Source organism: Pseudomonas sp. F3-2, from assembly GCF_038804275.1.
In the GTDB taxonomy this organism is placed as follows: Bacteria; Pseudomonadota; Gammaproteobacteria; order Pseudomonadales; family Pseudomonadaceae; genus Aquipseudomonas.
Map to the genome: position 1 here is coordinate 3,112,314 of NZ_CP152388.1, position 17,542 is coordinate 3,129,855.

The 17,542-nt window shown below is 62.7% G+C and carries 15 protein-coding genes; 8 read left to right on the top strand and 7 right to left on the bottom strand.

Annotation, left to right across the window (positions count from 1 at the left end):
* Nucleotides 1-41: 41 nt before the first annotated feature.
* Complete coding sequence (locus AAGQ88_RS14235; RefSeq protein WP_342652681.1) at nt 42-1,034, bottom strand: MBL fold metallo-hydrolase; 993 nt, start codon at nt 1,032-1,034, stop codon at nt 42-44.
* 227 nt (nt 1,035-1,261) lie between these two features.
* Here AAGQ88_RS14235 and AAGQ88_RS14240 point away from each other — a divergent pair, with 227 nt between their 5' ends.
* Entirely contained in the window at nt 1,262-2,692 is a 1,431-nt protein-coding gene (locus AAGQ88_RS14240; protein ID WP_342652682.1) for a mechanosensitive ion channel family protein, read from the top strand.
* Between the two features lie 98 nt (nt 2,693-2,790).
* On the opposite strand, the gene AAGQ88_RS14245 is transcribed toward AAGQ88_RS14240, so the two are convergent.
* The 4 genes from AAGQ88_RS14245 to AAGQ88_RS14260 all read right to left on the bottom strand — a co-directional run bounded on the left by AAGQ88_RS14245 (nt 2,791) and on the right by AAGQ88_RS14260 (nt 6,756).
* A complete protein-coding gene (locus AAGQ88_RS14245; RefSeq protein ID WP_342652683.1) occupies nt 2,791-3,264 on the bottom strand; it encodes a Dps family protein in 474 nt (157 codons plus the stop codon).
* A gap of 119 nt (nt 3,265-3,383) precedes the next feature.
* Complete coding sequence (locus tag AAGQ88_RS14250; protein ID WP_342652684.1) at nt 3,384-4,319, bottom strand: LysR family transcriptional regulator; 936 nt, start codon at nt 4,317-4,319, stop codon at nt 3,384-3,386.
* A gap of 179 nt (nt 4,320-4,498) precedes the next feature.
* Nucleotides 4,499-4,696 carry a YbdD/YjiX family protein gene (locus AAGQ88_RS14255; RefSeq protein ID WP_093458720.1) on the bottom strand — a complete coding sequence of 66 codons (198 nt, stop codon included), beginning with the start codon at nt 4,694-4,696 and terminating at the stop codon, nt 4,499-4,501.
* A complete protein-coding gene (locus tag AAGQ88_RS14260) occupies nt 4,696-6,756 on the bottom strand; it encodes a carbon starvation CstA family protein (protein ID WP_342652685.1) in 2,061 nt (686 codons plus the stop codon). The genes AAGQ88_RS14255 and AAGQ88_RS14260 overlap by 1 nt, the downstream gene beginning before the upstream one ends.
* A gap of 281 nt (nt 6,757-7,037) precedes the next feature.
* Here AAGQ88_RS14260 and AAGQ88_RS14265 point away from each other — a divergent pair, with 281 nt between their 5' ends.
* Both AAGQ88_RS14265 and AAGQ88_RS14270 read left to right on the top strand, forming a co-directional pair.
* Nucleotides 7,038-8,396 (top strand): cache domain-containing protein, encoded by a 1,359-nt coding sequence (locus AAGQ88_RS14265; RefSeq protein ID WP_342652686.1) that lies wholly within the window; start codon nt 7,038-7,040, stop codon nt 8,394-8,396.
* Nucleotides 8,397-8,430: 34 nt separating this feature from the next.
* Entirely contained in the window at nt 8,431-9,063 is a 633-nt protein-coding gene (locus tag AAGQ88_RS14270; RefSeq protein WP_285424366.1) for a response regulator transcription factor, read from the top strand.
* 20 nt (nt 9,064-9,083) lie between these two features.
* Here the strand turns inward: AAGQ88_RS14270 and AAGQ88_RS14275 are convergent, their stop codons facing one another.
* Both AAGQ88_RS14275 and AAGQ88_RS14280 read right to left on the bottom strand, forming a co-directional pair.
* Complete coding sequence (locus tag AAGQ88_RS14275) at nt 9,084-10,589, bottom strand: HAMP domain-containing sensor histidine kinase (RefSeq protein WP_342652687.1); 1,506 nt, start codon at nt 10,587-10,589, stop codon at nt 9,084-9,086.
* A complete protein-coding gene (locus AAGQ88_RS14280; RefSeq protein ID WP_093458725.1) occupies nt 10,586-11,314 on the bottom strand; it encodes a response regulator transcription factor in 729 nt (242 codons plus the stop codon). The genes AAGQ88_RS14275 and AAGQ88_RS14280 overlap by 4 nt, the downstream gene beginning before the upstream one ends.
* 176 nt (nt 11,315-11,490) lie before the next feature.
* Here AAGQ88_RS14280 and msrB point away from each other — a divergent pair, with 176 nt between their 5' ends.
* From msrB to AAGQ88_RS14305, 5 genes are all read left to right on the top strand, one after another.
* Nucleotides 11,491-12,009 carry a peptide-methionine (R)-S-oxide reductase MsrB gene (msrB, locus tag AAGQ88_RS14285; protein WP_342652688.1) on the top strand — a complete coding sequence of 173 codons (519 nt, stop codon included), beginning with the start codon at nt 11,491-11,493 and terminating at the stop codon, nt 12,007-12,009.
* 192 nt (nt 12,010-12,201) lie between these two features.
* Entirely contained in the window at nt 12,202-14,040 is a 1,839-nt protein-coding gene (locus tag AAGQ88_RS14290) for a cytochrome c biogenesis protein DipZ (protein WP_342652689.1), read from the top strand.
* Between the two features lie 28 nt (nt 14,041-14,068).
* On the top strand, nt 14,069-14,806 hold the full coding sequence (gene msrA, locus AAGQ88_RS14295; RefSeq protein ID WP_342652690.1) for a peptide-methionine (S)-S-oxide reductase MsrA: 738 nt from the start codon (nt 14,069-14,071) through the stop codon (nt 14,804-14,806).
* Between the two features lie 286 nt (nt 14,807-15,092).
* Entirely contained in the window at nt 15,093-15,743 is a 651-nt protein-coding gene (locus tag AAGQ88_RS14300; RefSeq protein WP_342652691.1) for a hypothetical protein, read from the top strand.
* Between the two features lie 345 nt (nt 15,744-16,088).
* Nucleotides 16,089-17,525 carry a catalase gene (locus tag AAGQ88_RS14305; RefSeq protein ID WP_342652692.1) on the top strand — a complete coding sequence of 479 codons (1,437 nt, stop codon included), beginning with the start codon at nt 16,089-16,091 and terminating at the stop codon, nt 17,523-17,525.
* Nucleotides 17,526-17,542 lie beyond the last annotated feature (17 nt).

The window sequence follows — 17,542 nt, forward strand, 5'->3', positions numbered from 1 at the left end:
CCGCTCACTCCCTGTGCATGCGCGGCCCGGTCGTGACCATGCTAGTCGATCAGCGGCACATGAGCAGCACGTTGATACGGCCCGTATTCCACCGGCACCCACTGAAAGTGCTTGTCCACCGAGAGAATGTGCCCTGTGCCCGGGAACGGCAGGTGCGCAGCGGCGACCCAGATTTTCTTGCTGGCGGCGTCGCTGAAGACCTGATCGCGGCTGGCGATGGCATTTTTACTGTTCTCGTCGAAGGCGATGCTCACCTTCGGATGATCGAACTGCACGGCCAGGTTATGCACCAGATCGCCAATAAACAGGATGGTCTGCCCTTTGGAGGTGAACTGATAGGTCGTGCTGCCCGGCGTGTGCCCGGCTTCCAGCGTGGTCTTCACCTCGGCGAACGGTGACTCGCCGGGCGTGAAGGTTTTGAACCGGCCCGCCGCGACATAAGGCGCGGTGGAGTCCTGAGCGATCTTGAAGTAAGGCTTGGCCTGTTCCGGAACGCGGGCCAGCGCCGTCGGGTCCAGCCAGTAATCGGCCTCCGGCCTGGCCGCGTAAACGGTCGCGTTGGCGAATACCGGCTGCTTCTGTGCATCCACCAACCCGCAGACGTGATCCAGGTGCAGGTGCGTCAGCAGGATGGTGTCGACCTGCTCGGGCTGGTAACCCGCTGCCCTGATGTTCTGCGAGAGCATCCCGGCGGTTTCGCCTATGCACTGGCCGGCGCCGGTGTCCACCAGAATCAGGTTTTTGCCGGTGTTGACCAGAAACGCATTGAACGCGGTCTGCACGCCCGGCGTCTCGATGGCGCGCCGGGCCAGAATTGCACGTATCTGCTCCGGCTTCATGCCTTGCAGCAACTTGGGCGACAGGTCGTTGTAGCCATCGAACAAGGCCGTGACTTCGTAATCCCCGACGGCCAGGCGAAAGTAGCCGGGGACCTGGGTTTTCTGTTGTGCCGGAGCCTGCGCCGCGGCGAAGCCAGAGCTTAAGGCAATGCCCAGTGCCACACAGCGGGCCAGAGGAAGCAGAGATGAGCGCATGAGATGCCTCGGATCAAAGAAGAGAGATCGTCAATGATGCGGGGGCGAAACATTCGGGGATTGAAGCAATGTGCTTGTTTCGGCGCGAAGGGTGCGTTGCCCGGCGCAGCCCGTGGCGAACGCCGGCCACCGCAAAGCGCGCGTCAGCGGTTATAGACATCCGCCCGGCCCCTGCCTAACATCCGCGCGAGCCCAAGCGACCTGTCATTCTCAAGCGGATAACCACAATGTCTACCGTTGCCCCTCATTATTCGCTGGCCTGGAGTCTGCTTCTGTTATTGGCCGACGTGCTCGCCTGGCAGTTGCTGGCCAACCGCAACCGGCTGTTGCGCATCGCGGTGCGCCTCGGCGCATTTGTCGCCTACAGCCTGGTGATCATCAATGCCGGGGTCAGCCCGCTGGAGGCGCCCGCCTGGCCCCAGGACAGCGCCTTGCAATTCGGCGCCACGGCGCTCGCGATTGTCTGGTGGATGTATGCCGCACGGACGCTGACCGTCGTCCTTGGCGTGCTGCTGACCAGCCGCGTCGGCCACAGCGGACGGCTGCTGCAGGAAGTGATCGGCGCGGTGATCTTCCTCATCGCCATCGTCGCGGCGGCCGGTTACGTGCTGCAACTCCCGGTCAAGGGCCTGCTCGCCACGTCCGGTGCCATGGCAATCATTGTCGGTCTGGCGTTGCAGAGCACGCTCAGTGACGTGTTCTCCGGCATCATCCTCAACACCACCAAGCCATATCAGGTCGATGACTCGATCTCCATCGACGGCATGGAAGGCAAAGTGATGGACATCGACTGGCGCGCCACGCATTTGCTCACCGGCGTGGGCACCATGGTGGTGATTCCCAACTCGGTGGCGGCGAAGGCGAAAATCGTCAATTTGAGCCGACCGGTCCATATTCATGGTGTGTCGATCACGATCATGATGTCGCCGCATATCCGGCCGCGCCGGGTCCTCGATGCGCTGGAGCGTGCCTTGCAGGGCTGCAGCGCCCTGCTGCTGACGCCGAAGCCGCGCGCCGTGGTCAAGGACACCAGCCCGACCACGATCGAATACGCGGTCACCGGTTTCATCAGCGACCTCAACAACAAGAGCGACGTGCGTAACCTGCTGTTCGATCTGGCGTACCGGCATCTGGAAGCAGCAGGGATTTCCTGGCAGTCGGAGACCGCCGCTGAACCGGTGTCTCGCCAGAGGGCACTGCTCGATGAGGTGAAGATTTTCCGCACCAGCAGCGCAGAGGAAAAAGACCAGCTCGCCAAGAGCATGGTGTCTCGCGAATACGCGGCCGGGCAGACCATCATCGAACTGGGCGAGGTGACCGATGGCCTGTTCGTGATCGCCACCGGCGTGGTTTCAGCCAGCGTGAAGGACAGCACGACGCTGGTCGAAGCCGGGCGCATGGGGCCCGGTGAGGTCATGGGCGAACAGAGCATACTCGGCGACACCCCGTCAGAAGGTCGCTTCGTGGCCCTGACCTCGTGCGTCATCTACCGCATCGACAAAGCCGCCACGCGCCAGGCGATGGAGAAGCGCGTGGAAATCACCACCGCATTGAACAAACTCCAGGCCGTCCGCCAGCAGAACACTCAACACGTCCTGCTGCGCAAACCGGTGGCGGTCAAGAAGAACAATTTCCTCGGCTGGCTGCAGAAGCGCTGATCGCCTCACGGGCAGGCCATGGCTGGCACAACGTTGCTGCCCTGAACAGAAACGCCCCCGATCCGGTGAAGGATCGAGGGCGTGTGCGGGCCTTGGAATCAGTTGCCTTCAAGCAGCGAACGCAGCATCCAGGCGGCTTTTTCGTGGACCTGCATGCGTTGGGTCAGCAGGTCCGCCGTAGGCTCATCACTGACTTTTTCCAGCAGCGGGAACATGCCTCGTGCGGTGCGTACCACCGCTTCCTGGCCCTCGACCAACTGGCGGATCATGTCGTCGGCCGCTGGCACGCCCGGCTCCTCTTTGATCGACGACAGGCGAGCATAGGTCGAGTAGGTGCCCGGCGCCGGGAAACCCAGCGCGCGGATGCGTTCGGCGATGGCGTCAACCGCGGTCGCCAGCTCCGTGTATTGCTCTTCGAACAACAGGTGCAGCGTGCGGAACATCGGACCGGTGACGTTCCAGTGGAAGTTGTGGGTCTTGAGGTACAGCACGTAGGTGTCAGAGATCAGCCGCGACAATCCCTCTACGATTTGCCCGCGATCCTGTTCGTTGATAACGATTTCGATAGCCATGACTTGCTCCCTTGGTCGCTTGATTTCTCGTGATGGGTCCATTGTAGGGAGCGCATTGGGGCGGCGGAAATCAGCCATGGCAATCGTAACCATCGACAGCGGCTATGACCGGATTGAGGTCAGGCGATACTGATAGCGGGCAGCTGCGCGCCCTCCTCACCCAGAAAAACCTGCAGCCGTGAACGCAGCCAGCGTTCGGCCGGATCGTTGTCACGGGCCTGGCTCCAGACCATGTGCACTGGCAGTGGCTCAAGGGCAATCGGCAGCGCCTGAACGCTCAGTCCGCCCCGCGCCGCCAGCACGGTGGCGGCATAATCCGGCACCGCAGCGATCAGGTCGGTGCCCTCCAGCAGCTCGCTCAGACTGTTGAATTGCGGAACCGCCAGCACGACCCTGCGCTCGCGCCCCAGCAGCCGCAAGGCGTCGTCGACAAAACCGACCGTGCCACCGGCGAACGACACCAGTGCATGGGGACGGGCGCAGAATCCGTCCAGATCCAGCGGCTGCGTACCGCCGTCGCCGCGCAACAGCACGACGCGACTCGTGCGCAGCGCCTGCCGCCGGACGCTGCCCGGCAGTTCGGTGGTGTAGCCGACGCCCACGGTGATCTCGCCCGCGCCGAGCAATCCCGGCATCTGCAGATAGTTGGCCCTGCGCACCACCAACACAATGCCGGGCGCCTCCAGGCGAAGCTGTCTGAGCAGGCGCGGCAGCAGCGCGAACTCGACGTCATCGGCCAGACCGATGTGAAACACCCGGTCGCTGCACGCCGGGTCGAACTCGGCCGGTTGCCGGACCGCCATGGCGATGGACTCCAGCGCGGGGCCAAGCAGCAAGGCAATCTCCCGTGCCCTGGGCGTGGGTTCCATAAACCGGCCGGACCGCTCGAACAGCGGGTCGTTGAACAACTCCCTCAGACGCGCCAATGCCGCGCTCACCGCCGGCTGGCCGAGGAACATGTTTTGCGCCGCGACACTGACACTGCGGGCCTTCATCAAGGCTTCGAAAATCAGCAGCAGATTGAGATTGATGTGCCGCAGGTCAGTGTGATTCATGACCGGAATCCCGCTTTTAATTACGGCCGTCATCTTTACAAATCCCGACGCCGAAAGTCAAAGCTTCAAAGCACTGTTCATGTCACTGCGCGGTGACCGTGCGGACGACGGGGGCATAAAAAAACGCGCCAGGATCGAGATCGTGGCGCGTCTGGTTTACCCGGCCGGGGCCTGGGCACTCAACAGCATTTGGGCCCGGCCTTGCCGCCGTAACGGGCGTCCTGCCTTTCGCGGAAGAACGCTTCGTAACTCATCACCGGCTGGTCCGGGTGGGTCTTGTGCATGTGCTCGACATAATTGTCGTAGTCAGGCATGCCCACCATCAGGCGGGCCGCCTGCCCGAGGTATTTGCCGAGACGGCTGAGGTCGTTGAACATCAGCGCGCTTCCGGCATCGCCTGAAACGGTGCTTCCTTATCGCTGCGCTCTTTCTTGACCCACGCCGCGCGACCCACCTTGATCGCATAGAACAGGATGCTCAGCACCACGAACAGGAACAGTGTGGTCAACGCTGCGTTGGTATAGGCGTTGAAGATCACGTGCTGCATCTGCTCGACGGTTTTCGCCGGCGCCAGAATCTGGCCAGCCTCGGCCGCCGCGCTGTACTTCTTCGCCAGTGCCAGGAAACCAACGGCGGGGCTTGGGTCGAACAGCTTGATGAAACCGGCGGTCACGGTGCAGATCAGCAGCCACGACGCGGGCAGGATGGTGACCCAGGCGTACTGCTGGCGCTTCATCTTGATCAGCACCACCGTGGCCAGCATCAACGCGATCCCGGCGAGCATCTGGTTGGAAATGCCGAACAGCGGCCACAAGGTGTTGATGCCACCCAGCGGATCGATCACGCCCTGATACAGCAGATAACCCCACAACGCGACGCAACCACCGGTGCCAATCACGTTGGCAGTCCAGGATTCGGTGCGTTTCAGCGCGGGGACGAAGCTGCCGAGCAAGTCCTGCAGCATGAAACGACCGGCGCGGGTGCCGGCGTCTACGGCGGTCAGGATGAACAGCGCTTCGAACAGGATCGCGAAGTGGTACCAGAACGCCATGGTGTTCTGACCCGGCAGGACCTGGTGCAGGATCTGCGCGATGCCCACCGCCAGCGTCGGCGCACCACCGGCACGGGCCAGCACGGTATTTTCGCCAATGTCCCTGGCCACTGCGGTCAACGCATCGGGGGTGATGGCAAAGCCCCACGAAGTAATGGTCTGCGCGGCAGTCACCACGTCGCCACCCACCACAGCCGCAGGGCTGTTCATGGCGAAATACACGCCCGGGTCGATCACCGAGGCAGCGACCATGGCCATGATCGCCACGAACGATTCCATCAGCATGCCGCCGTAACCGATGTAACGGGCGTTCTTCTCGTTATCCAGCAGTTTGGGCGTGGTGCCCGAAGAAATCAGCGCGTGGAAGCCCGACACCGCGCCACAGGCAATGGTGATGAACAGGAACGGGAACAGCGCGCCTTTCCAGACCGGGCCAGTGCCGTCGGTGAACTGGGTCAGGGCCGGCATTTTCAGCTCAGGGGCGAGGATCAGAATGCCGATCGCCAGCGCGATGATGGTGCCGATCTTCAGGAACGTAGACAGGTAGTCACGGGGTGCCAGCAGCAGCCAGACCGGCAGCATGGCAGCCACGAAACCATAACCGACCAGCATCCAGGTGATCTGCACGCCGGTGAAGGTGAAGGCATGGGCCCACCCGGGGCTGGCCGCCACTTGGCCACCGGCCCAGATCGACAGCAGCAACAGCACTACGCCAATGATGGAGATTTCACCGATCCGGCCCGGGCGGATGTAGCGCATGTACACGCCCATGAACATCGCAATCGGGATCGTCGCCAGCACGGTGAACATGCCCCACGGGCTTTCGGCCAGGGCCTTGACCACGATCAGCGCCAGCACCGCAAGGATGATGATCATGATCAGGAAGCAGCCGAACAGTGCGATGGTGCCGGGGATGCGGCCCATTTCTTCGCGGACCATGTCGCCCAGCGACCGGCCGTTCCGGCGGGTGGACAGGAACAGGATCATGAAGTCCTGTACCGCGCCGGCCAGCACCACACCGGCGATCAGCCAGAGTGTGCCGGGCAGGTAGCCCATCTGCGCGGCCAGAACGGGACCGACCAGCGGGCCTGCACCGGCGATGGCGGCAAAGTGGTGGCCGAAGAGGATGTGTTTGTTGGTGGGAACGTAGTCCAGTCCGTCATTGTTGATCACCGCGGGGGTCGCCCGGGTCGGATCGAGTTGCATGACGTGATTGGCGATGAACAGGCTGTAGTAGCGGTACGCAACCAGATAAATGGCAACGGCGGCGACGACAATCCAGAGTGCGTTGATGGCTTCACCGCGGCGCAGCGCGACGACACCCAAGGCGCATGCCCCGAGGGCAGCGACGGCGAACCAACCCAGATGTTTGGTCAGTCGGGTCATTGTGGGTCTCCTGCCCAAGCTCATGGCTTGTGGCGTAATTGTTATTGTTCGGTCCGGGGTAACGGAGCGTCGCCACTATCCACGCAGTTGTCAGCAAGAGAAATTCGTACTACTACGGGATCAACTGCGTAGTTTTACGTAGATAACCAAAAGGTCGGATGACAGAATCTTCCGCGAGCTGCACCACCGCTTTCGCAAGCAAGCCTGCCACGGGTGTCCAGCGTCAGCCATTGCGTGTCTAATACCGCCCACAACACCCCGCCCCGCCGGACGTCCCCACCATGCAGCTGAAACACAAAATCGTCGCCCTCGGCCTGTTGCCGCTGATCCTTGCCGTGTCGGTGATCTGCGCCTTGGTGATCGTGCAGAATCAGCGCCTGGGGGAACAACAGGCGCAGTTGATCGAAGACAGCATCCTGGCGAGCAAACGTGCCGAGCTGAAGAACTACGTCGAAATGGCCATGAGCGCACTGGCGCCCCTTTACGACAGCGGCCGCAACGACGAGCAGACCAAGCAAAAAGTCCTCGAGGAGCTGTCGAAACTGAGTTTCGGCATCGACGGCTACTTCTTCGTCTACGACCAGAACGGCCGCAACCTGATGCACCCGCGCCAGGCCGCGCTGGTGGGCAAGGACTTGTGGAACATGACCGATCCGCAGGGCCTGCTGGTGATTCGCGCCCTGCTGCAAAGCGCTGAATCCGGCGACGGCTTTCAGCATTACGCCTGGGAAAAGCCGTCCACCGGCCAAGTCACCGACAAGCTCGCCCACGTGGTCATGCTCGATCGCTGGGGCTGGATGCTCGGCACCGGCATTTATCTGGAAGACGTCGAACGCGCCACCCAACAGGCGCGCAAGGAAGTCGCGCGGGGCATTTACGCGACCATGCTCGACATCGGCGCCGTGGCACTGATCGCCGTCCTGCTCGTGTTTATCTGCGGCGTCACCCTCAACGCCAGCGAACATCGCCTCGCCGACCGCAAGCTGCAGATGCTCAACCAACGGATCATGAACCTGCAGGAAGAAGAGCGCTCCCGGCTGTCACGCGAGCTGCACGACGGCATCAGTCAGGTGCTGGTGTCGATCAAGTTTCAATTCGAGCTGGCCGGGCTGCAACTGGAAGGCAACGACCAGCGCGGCCTCGACACTCTGCGTCAGGGGACCGAGCGGCTGGGTGAGGCGATCGGTGAAATCCGCACCATTTCCCATGACCTGCGCCCCTCGCTGCTTGACACATTGGGGCTGGCGGCGGCCGTGACCCAACTGGTCTCCGAGTTCGAGCAACAGAGCGGCCTGAACATCCACTACACCCACGACCTGAGCAACCTGAAGCTGGCCGAAGGGGCGCCGGTCGCCCTCTTCCGCATCCTTCAGGAGGCCTTGACCAATGTCGAGCGCCACGCCCAGGCGCAGAACGTCTACATCGACCTGCAGGGCAATAAACGCCAGGTGCAACTGACGGTGCGCGATGACGGTGTCGGCTTCAACGCCGATGTCGGCCATTTGCAGGAGATACAAGGCGGCATCGGGTTGCGTAATATTCGCGAGCGCGTCGAGCACTTCCATGGCCAGCTGAACCTGTATTCCGCGCCGGGGCACAGCGAATTGACCGTAACCATGCCTGTCAGCGCAGCCGCCTGATTCCATCCCCCCACACAGGAAGCCCGTTCCGATCATGAGCGCCAGCCCGTCCATCCGCATCGCCCTGGTCGACGACCACTCTCTGGTTCGCGACGGCGTGCGCGCCCTGCTCTCGACCCGGCCGCTGTTCGAAGTGGTGGGTGAAGCGGAGAACGCCGCTCAGGCACTGACGATGTGCGAGGACGTCAAACCGCACATTTTGCTGGTCGACATCGGCCTGCAGGACATGAACGGCCTGGAACTGACCCAGCTGATTCGCCAGCGCTGCCCGGCCATCAAGATTCTGATCCTGAGCATGTACGACAATCAGGAATACGTCGCGACCTCGATCCGTGCCGGCGCCAGCGGTTACGTGCTCAAGAACGCCCCGTCGCGGGAAATCGTCGCCGCCATCGAAGCGATCGCCACAGGCGGCACGTTCTACAGCGCCGAGGTGACCCTCAAGCTGGTGTCGAAGAAAACCGAAGAAAACGAACTGACCCCGCGCGAGGTGCAAGTGCTGGTCGGGCTCGCGAAAGGCCTGGACAACAAGACCATCGCGCGCGACCTGGCCATCAGCGTCCGGACGGTCGAAACCCACCGGCTGAGCATCCGCCGCAAGCTCAAGGTCGACAAACCGGCGGGCCTGGTGAAGTACGCGATGGAGCATGGGCTGCTGTTACCGTGATCCATCGCGTTATTGCCGGGTCACGGGCGGCGTTCACCCTCACGTAATGCCTTTTCCGCGGCGTCCTGATCCACCGGCAAGGCGAACCTGAACGTGGCGCCTCGGCCGGGGACGTCGATCAGCTCGATGCGATGCCCGTGCAACTGCAGGATCTGGTGGACGATACGCAACCCCAGGCCGCCATCGCGACGCGCCCCGCCGATGTTGAAGGGCCGCAGGAACAGGCCTTCGCGCAGTTCGGCGGCAATCCCCGGTCCGGTGTCGCTGACAATCACGTCGACGAAGTTGCCCCGGGGCAGCAGCGACACGCTCACCTCGCCCCCTTGCGGGGTGTGACGCACGGCGTTGTCGAGCAGGTTGGTGAGCACGCGTTCGATCAGCCCGAGATCGGCATGAACACCGGGCGTCGACGGCGCGAAGTGTGGCGTCAGCGTCAGCGAACGGGCTTCGGCCGCCAGTTCGAATTTCTGGAAGATGTCCTGCACCAGGTCGGTCAATGAAAACCCTTCGATCACCGGCACGACGAAACCGTGCTCCAAGCGCACCAGTTCGAGCAGCGACTGCGCCAGGCCGCCCACCTTGCGGCTCTGATCAAGCGCGATCCCCAGATAACGACGGCGTTCTTCGGCACTGAGGCTGGCGTCCTTGACCGACAGCACTTCGAGATAGCCATGCAGCGATGCCAGCGGGGTGCGCAGGTCGTGGGAAATGTTCGCGACCAGTTCGCGGCGGTCCTGGCTCTGCCGGGTCAAGGTCTGCCACTGCTCGCTCAGGCGGCTCTGCATCCGCCTGAACGTCGCATCCAGCACGGCAATCTCGTCGTGGCCCTGCGGCGCGCGCTGGGTATGAGTATCAGGCGGCGCCACCGGCGCAGCATTGATGTCGAACCCGCTCACCGAATCGGTCAGGCGGCGCAGCGGCCGGGTGATCCAGCCAAACGCCGCGAGCCCGGCCAGCAGGCACAGCAAGGCGATCAGACCGATTGCCAACAGCGCCGTGCTCAGGGCTTCGCTGGTGGCGCCGCGTTCGGCCAAACGGTCATGGGCTTCGCCCAACAGCACCACGTAGAGAAAGCCGGCGGGTTTGCCCATCACCATCAACGGCGCGGCGCTGAAGACCTTGCGGGTGGTCATGCTGCGCGGGTCATCACCGAGGATCGGCAGCGGATCACCGGCCAGCAACCGGCGCACAGGGGCCAGATCGACACGGTCGCGCAGCACGCGGTCTCTGGGCGCGGCATCACCGACAATGCGCCCCGCATCGTCCAGCAGGTACACCTCGACACTGGGATTAACCAGCATCAACTGACTGAACAACTCGCGCACGGCGTCCGGCTTCAGGCCGTTGGCGTCCATCAGTTGGGTGTCACGGGCGATGTGTTGCGCCAGATCCCGGGACAGGCCCTGCACCACTTCCAGCTCATGCATCTTGCTCGAGCGCACCTGCAGCCAGACAGAGGTGCCGCAGCAGACCAGCAACAGCAGCGCGAACACCAGCGACAGGCGTTGGGTCAAGGTCATGTTCACAGCGCCTCTCCCAACGTGTCGCCAGGCTCGGCGAATTTATAGCCGCGCCCCCAGACCGTGAGGATGCGCAGCGGCTGCGCCGGATCCGCTTCGATCTTCGCCCGCAGCCGGTTGATGTGGGTATTGACGGTGTGCTCGTAGCCTTCGTGGTTGTAGCCCCACACCGAATTGAGCAGGTCCAGGCGCGAAAACACCTTGCCCGGTTGCCGAGCGAAGAAGTACAGCAGGTCGAATTCCCGAGGCGTGAGGTCCAGCACGCGGCCTTCCAGCGACGCCTCGCGGGTCAACGGGTCGATGAACAGACCCGCGCTGGACAGGCTGCCAGCGTCCATCTTCAGGTTGCGCGCCATGGCGTCGACCCGGCGCAGCAGCGCCTTGACCCTGGCGACCAGCTCCATCATCGAGAACGGCTTGGCCAGATAATCGTCGGCGCCCAGCTCAAGGCCCAGAATCCGGTGCATTTCGCTGGAGCGCGCGCTGGTGATGATGATCGGCGTGTAGCGCGTCATGGCCCGCGCCCGACGACAGATTTCGAGGCCATCCACCCCTGGCAGCATCAGGTCCAGAATCAATGCGTCCCAGCCGCCTTGTTCGAGCAGACGCAGGCCTTTTTCGCCGTCGGCGCTGTGCACGACGTCAAAATGTTCGTCGCGCAGGTGCAGGCAGATCAGGTCGGCAATATGACTGTCGTCCTCGACCACCAGAATGCGTTTGGGCTGTTCCATGGAAAGTAAAACCTGACAGGCGCATCGACCGCGCGATGTCCCATTGTGCCGATTTCGACGCCGCGCAGTTATCACGAATTGTTTAACTCTCGGTGAGGATTCCGGGAACACATCGCCCCTAACCTTGGCTCATCGCAACAGGCCGCACGCAATCGGCTGTGCAGAGGAGTCATCTCATGCTTTCAAGAAGACAATTCATGGTACTGAGCGGCGGCGCGGGTGTGGCGGCGATTGCCCTCGGCATGCTGCCCAAATTCGCCGATGGCCAGGCCCTTGTCGCACCAGACGCCCCGATCGGCAGCTCTGAAGTCAGTCACACTGACGATGAGTGGCACGCGCTGCTCAGCGACGATCAGTTTCAGGTGCTGCGCCGCGAGGCCACCGAAAGGCCCTACAGCAGCCCGCTGAACGAAGAGCACCGCAGTGGCACCTTCGCCTGCGCCGGTTGCCAGCTGCCGTTGTTTTCGTCGACCACCAAATTCGACAGCCACACCGGATGGCCGAGCTTCTGGGCCACGCTGGACAACGCCACCGCCATCCGCACCGACACCTCGTTCGGCGTCCTGCGCAAGGAGGTTCACTGCCGACGCTGTGGTGGGCATCTGGGCCACGTGTTCACCGACGGCCCGAAGCCCACAGGACTGCGCTACTGCATGAATGGCCTGGCGATGAGTTTTGCCGAGCAAACAACATGACAACCGATGTGTAGGAGCGTGGCTTGTCCCGCGATCTGCCGGGGACCGGCGGCAAACCCGGTGCGTGCGGTGTGTCTGGGACAACGCGTTATCTGAATGCGTGACGACTTAGTCGCCGATTTCCGGACAAGCCACGCTCCTACAACGTCTTGCGTTGCTATCGAACTGCATTTATCTGAACGGAATAAAACCATGCTCCTGATCATCCTCGCCTACCTCGGCGGCGTACTGACCATCGTCAGCCCGTGCATCCTGCCGGTTCTGCCGTTTGTCTTCGCACGCACCGGCCAGCCGTTCGTGCGCAGCGGCTTGCCGTTGCTGGTCGGCATGGCCGTCACCTTCGCGCTGGTGGCGACCCTGGCGGCGGTCGGCGGTGGCTGGGTCGTCCAGCTCAACCAGTACGGCCGCGGCCTGGCGCTGATTTTCGTGGCGCTGTTCGGCCTCACCTTGCTGCTGCCCAGGCTGGCTGAGCGCCTGACCCGACCGCTGGTGGCGGCGGGCAGTCGCCTGACTGAGACCGCCTCGACGGGTGCCGGGCCCAGCGTCTGGGCCTCGTTCATGATCGGCGTCGCCACCGGCCTGCTGTGGGCGCCCTGTGCCGGGCCGATTCTGGGTCTGGTCCTGACCGGCGCAGCGCTGCAAGGCGCAAGCATCGGGACGACGATTCTGCTGTTGGCCTACGCCGCCGGCGCCGCCACTTCGCTGGCCCTCGCCTTGCTCGTGGGCGGCAAAGTGTTTGCGGCCATGAAGCGCTCGCTGGGTGCGGGTGAATGGATTCGTCGGGGCCTGGGCGCCGCGATGCTCGCCGGCGTTGCCGCCATCGCGCTGGGCCTTGATACCGGCGTGCTGACGAAGATTTCCACGGCCTCCACCGGTGGACTGGAGCAAGCGCTGGTGGGGCGACTGACCGGGAATTCTCGCTCGGGCAACCCTGCCGAAGGCGGCGCGATGATGGCGCAGAACGTTCCGGGCCGCGACGGCGCCGGCAGTGTCGATCCGGCCAGCCCCGTCATGCAGGCGTCAAGCGCCATGATGATGGCGGCGAAGAACACCTCGTCAGCCCTGCCGGTGGAAGGCCAGCTGCCTGCGCTCGACGGCGCCGTGCAATGGTTGAACAGCGCGCCGCTGACCGCGGCGCAGCTCAAGGGAAAAGTGGTGTTGGTGGATTTCTGGACCTACTCCTGCATCAACTGCCTGCGCAGCCTGCCTTACGTTAAGGCGTGGGCCGATAAGTACCGTGATCAGGGCCTGGTGGTGATCGGCGTGCACGCGCCGGAGTTCGCTTTCGAGCGTGACGTGAAAAACGTGACCAAAGCCATGGCTGATCTGGGCATCGACTATCCGGTCGCCGTCGACAACGACTATGCCATCTGGCGTGCCTTCGATAACCAGTACTGGCCGGCTCACTATTTTGCCGATGCCAAGGGCCAGATTCGCTATCACCATTTCGGTGAAGGCGCGTATGACGAATCCGAGCGGGTGATTCAGACACTGCTGCGCGAAGCCGGCCAGACGCAGATCAGCACTGATCTGATCGACGCCAGCGGCAAGGGCGTGCAACAGGCGGCGGACATGGGTGACGTCAAATCGCCGGAAACTTACCTGGGCTACGATCGCGCCGAAAACTTCATGTCCCAGGGCGGCGCCCGGCATGACCAGCCCTTGAGCTACAACACCCCGCCCACGCTGGCCCTGAACAGTTGGGGCCTGGAAGGACAGTGGAACATCGGCGCCGAGCGGATCAGTCTCGCCGCACCGGGCGGCAAGATCAGCTACCGCTTCCACGCCCGCGACCTGCACCTGGTGCTGGGCCCGGGCAGTGACGGCAAGCCGCTGCACTTCAAGGTTTCGGTCGATGGCAAGGCGCCTGCCGAAGCCCACGGCACCGACGTTGCGCCGGACGGGAGCGGCACGGTGACCGAACAGCGCCTGTATCAACTGCTGCGTCAGCCCGGCGACATCGCCGATCACACCTTCACCATCGAATTCAGCGATCCGGGCGTCTCTGCTTACGCCTTCACGTTCGGTTGAGTTCCGTCTCGCGTCAGGAGTGTCAGACATGAAAACATCACCCATCCACCGCTTGCGTTCAACGCTGCCGAGCGTGCGGCGCCATGGCTTGCGCCTGTTGGCAGGTGCCTTGCTGCTGCAGACCGCCGCCTGCTCGTTTGCCGGCAACGAAGACGCCGTGAGCATCGCGCCGCCGCAGCAGGATGAAGTCGTCAGCACCACGCACAGCGAGAAGGCGGTGCTCGCCGGCGGCTGTTTCTGGGGTGTCCAGGGCGTGTTCCAGCATGTTCAGGGGGTCTCCCGCGTCGTCTCCGGCTACACCGGCGGACAGGCCGATACCGCACAATACGAGCGCGTCAGCGAGGGCGATACCGGGCATGCCGAATCAGTGGAGATCACCTTCGATCCGGCGCAGGTCAGTTACGGCAAACTCCTGCAGATCTTCTTCTCGGTGGCGCACAACCCCACCGAGCTCAATCGCCAGGGCCCCGACCACGGCACTCAATACCGATCGGCGATATTCCCGCAGAGCCCTGAACAACAGGCCGTGGCTCAGGCCTACATTGCACAGCTCGACGCCGCCAAGTCATTCAACGCGCCCATCGTGACCAGGATCGAGCGCTACAACGGTTTCTACCCTGCCGAGGATTATCATCAGAACTTCCTCACCACCCACCCGACCTACCCGTACATCGTCATCAACGACCTGCCGAAGGTGAACCAGCTCAAGACGCTGTTCGCTGATCGGTACGCCGAGCAGCCGGTGCTGTTGAAGACCTCGCAATAACACTATCGACCCGTCGGCGGCAGCCTGGTCTCGCTCGCTGCCGCTGGCGGTTAAGGTCGTGAAGGGCCGCGCTTGAGCCCTCGACAGCGACTGATTCACGCCTTCTAAACCAAAGTATGAGTGGCGAACACCTACGTATCGGGCGCCGGTACCAAGGTACAAGTGACGCCCCCGGCGCCCGCGAATATTCTTCACACATCCCTGTCATGCAGGCCGGACCTCTCTTAGCTGTGGGATACAGACCGTATCGGACAGGCTCGTCGCAGAACACGTGAGGAGATTCACCATGTTTGCCGAACTCGCCCCCAGATCCGCGCTCAACGCCGAATTCGCCAGTGATGCCCATGGCCTGTACACCACGCTGCACGGTGAGGAACGGGCACAGTTCGTCGCCCTGCTCAATGAACACCTGGGCACGACCCAGCAAGTGTGCGGCTTTGCCCGCGAGGTACGCTGGCGCTTGCGCAAGTTGAACTACCAGGCCATCAAGGAACTGTTCAAAGGCCTGGACCTGGCGACCCAGCAATTCGTGTCGTTTCTGCAGGGCCGGGTCGAGAGCCTGAGCGGTGCTTCGGCGCAACAGGTCTTCCCCGCCGCCACTTTGCAGGAAGCGGAGCAGGCGGCCGGCTTTCGTGAATGTTTTCAGGAGATTCATCAGTTGTCCCAGCAACTCAGCGGGTTGGTGGAGCGCACTCAACGCTTCATGGACCGTGCAGTAGACGCGGGGGATTACGCCACGGCCAATCTGGTCAGCGAAGTGCTGTACCGCGCCAACCAACTGGTCTGCAAGATCAAGCTGGACATTCCCACAGGTGCCTCGTTTACCAGTGAATGCCGCCAGCCCACCCGTCCCAACAGTTACTTTTCGACCATGGAGGTCTGGGCCCAGAGCCCTGGCCTGATGGGCATCAGCGCAGCAGAGAGCTACCGTTTTTGAGTCCTTCGACATGCAGATCTTTCCTCCCTTTGGCGCCCGGTCCGGGCGCTTTTTTTACCCCTTCAGCGCACATCATCACCGCGCTTCAGGGATGCGGTCATCTGCACGTCATGATGCTCCCGTATCCAAGGACGGCCGCACTGTCGATTCACGCAATTGACAGCCCCTTGTTCAAACTGCCACCCATTTGCGTTAAAAAGAAGCTTGATCGTCGGCTTGCAGCGCTCTGGCACACGCCTCTGGCAGCCAGCCGCGCCTGGGCGTTTACAGCAAGAAGGCGCACGAGCGTCCAATAACAATACCGTTGAACCCTTGAGACTGACTGTCCCAAACCGGAGCCTGAGCATGAACAAACTCACAACAGTGGCGGGTGCACCCGTCGTCGACAACCAGAACTCGCAATCGGCCGGCCCACGCGGCCCGCTGATGCTGCAGGACGTCTGGCTGCTGGAAAAACTCGCCCACTTCGACCGCGAAGTGATCCCGGAGCGTCGCATGCACGCCAAGGGTTCGGGCGCGTTCGGTACCTTCACCGTGACTCACGACATCAGCCGCTACACCAAAGCGCGCCTGTTCTCCGAGATCGGTAAAAAGACCGACATTTTCATTCGCTTCTCCACCGTGGCCGGTGAGCGTGGCGCCGCGGATGCCGAGCGCGATATCCGTGGCTTCGCCATCAAGTTCTACACCGAACAAGGCAACTGGGACCTGGTGGGCAACAACACGCCGGTGTTTTTCCTGCGCGACCCGCTGAAATTCCCGGACCTGAACCACGCGATCAAACGCGACCCGCGCACCAACATGCGCAGCGCCGACAACAACTGGGACTTCTGGAGCTCCCTGCCGGAAGCCCTGCACCAGGTGACGGTGGTCATGAGTGACCGCGGCCTGCCAAAATCGTACCGTCACATGCACGGTTTCGGCAGCCACACCTTCAGCTTCATCAGCCCGGACAACCAGCGTTTCTGGGTCAAGTTCACCTTGAAAACCCAGCAAGGAATTCAGAACCTCACCGATCAGGAAGCCGCAGCACTGGTCGCCGACGATCGCGAAACCCATCAGCGCGATTTGTACGAGAGCATCGAGAAAGGCGATTTCCCGCAGTGGAAAATGTTCGTCCAGATCATGCCGGAAAGCGACGCCAGCACGTACAAGGTTCACCCGTTCGACCTGACCAAAGTCTGGCCACACGCCGACTACCCGCTGATCGAAGTGGGCACGCTGGAGCTGAGCCGTAATCCGGACAACTATTTTCACGATGTCGAGCAGGCCGCGTTCAACCCGGCCAACGTGGTGCCAGGCATCAGCTTCTCGCCGGACAAAATGCTCCAGGGTCGCCTGTTCTCCTATGGCGACGCGCAGCGTTATCGTCTGGGCGTGAACCATCATCAGATTCCGGTGAACGCGCCGCAGTGCCCGGTCAACAGCTACCACCGCGACGGCCAGATGCGGGTCAACCGCAACGCTGGCGGCACCATTGGCTACGAGCCCAACAGCAAGGGCGCATGGGTCGAGCAACCGGACTTCTCCGAGCCACCGTTGGAGCTGCACGGCGCGGCGGCCAACTGGGATTTCCGCAAAGACGATGACGACTACTATTCGCAGCCCCGCGCGCTGTTCCGCCTGATGACCGCCGAACAGCAGCAAGTGCTGTTCGACAACACGGCGCGGGCCATCAGTGGTGCCTCGGCACTGGTCAAGCAACGCCACATCGACAACTGCACCAAGGCTGATCCGGCCTATGGCGCGGGCGTCGCGGCAGCCATCGAGAAACTCGGCTGACGGATAATCGGCGTTGA

Excerpts from the sequence above, each read along its gene's own strand:
- AAGQ88_RS14240 (WP_342652682.1), top strand. The coding sequence starts at position 1,262 with ATGTCTACCGTTGCCCCTCATTATTCGCTGGCCTGGAGTCTGCTTCTG.
- AAGQ88_RS14270 (WP_285424366.1), top strand. The coding sequence starts at position 8,431 with ATGAGCGCCAGCCCGTCCATCCGCATCGCCCTGGTCGACGACCACTCT.
- AAGQ88_RS14290 (WP_342652689.1), top strand. The coding sequence starts at position 12,202 with ATGCTCCTGATCATCCTCGCCTACCTCGGCGGCGTACTGACCATCGTC.
- AAGQ88_RS14250 (WP_342652684.1), bottom strand. The coding sequence starts at position 4,319 with ATGAATCACACTGACCTGCGGCACATCAATCTCAATCTGCTGCTGATT.
- AAGQ88_RS14265 (WP_342652686.1), top strand. The coding sequence starts at position 7,038 with ATGCAGCTGAAACACAAAATCGTCGCCCTCGGCCTGTTGCCGCTGATC.
- msrA (WP_342652690.1), top strand. The coding sequence starts at position 14,069 with ATGAAAACATCACCCATCCACCGCTTGCGTTCAACGCTGCCGAGCGTG.
- msrB (WP_342652688.1), top strand. The coding sequence starts at position 11,491 with ATGCTTTCAAGAAGACAATTCATGGTACTGAGCGGCGGCGCGGGTGTG.
- AAGQ88_RS14260 (WP_342652685.1), bottom strand. The coding sequence starts at position 6,756 with ATGACCCGACTGACCAAACATCTGGGTTGGTTCGCCGTCGCTGCCCTC.
- AAGQ88_RS14300 (WP_342652691.1), top strand. The coding sequence starts at position 15,093 with ATGTTTGCCGAACTCGCCCCCAGATCCGCGCTCAACGCCGAATTCGCC.
- AAGQ88_RS14255 (WP_093458720.1), bottom strand. The coding sequence starts at position 4,696 with ATGTTCAACGACCTCAGCCGTCTCGGCAAATACCTCGGGCAGGCGGCC.
- AAGQ88_RS14235 (WP_342652681.1), bottom strand. The coding sequence starts at position 1,034 with ATGCGCTCATCTCTGCTTCCTCTGGCCCGCTGTGTGGCACTGGGCATT.
- AAGQ88_RS14305 (WP_342652692.1), top strand. The coding sequence starts at position 16,089 with ATGAACAAACTCACAACAGTGGCGGGTGCACCCGTCGTCGACAACCAG.
- AAGQ88_RS14280 (WP_093458725.1), bottom strand. The coding sequence starts at position 11,314 with ATGGAACAGCCCAAACGCATTCTGGTGGTCGAGGACGACAGTCATATT.
- AAGQ88_RS14245 (WP_342652683.1), bottom strand. The coding sequence starts at position 3,264 with ATGGCTATCGAAATCGTTATCAACGAACAGGATCGCGGGCAAATCGTA.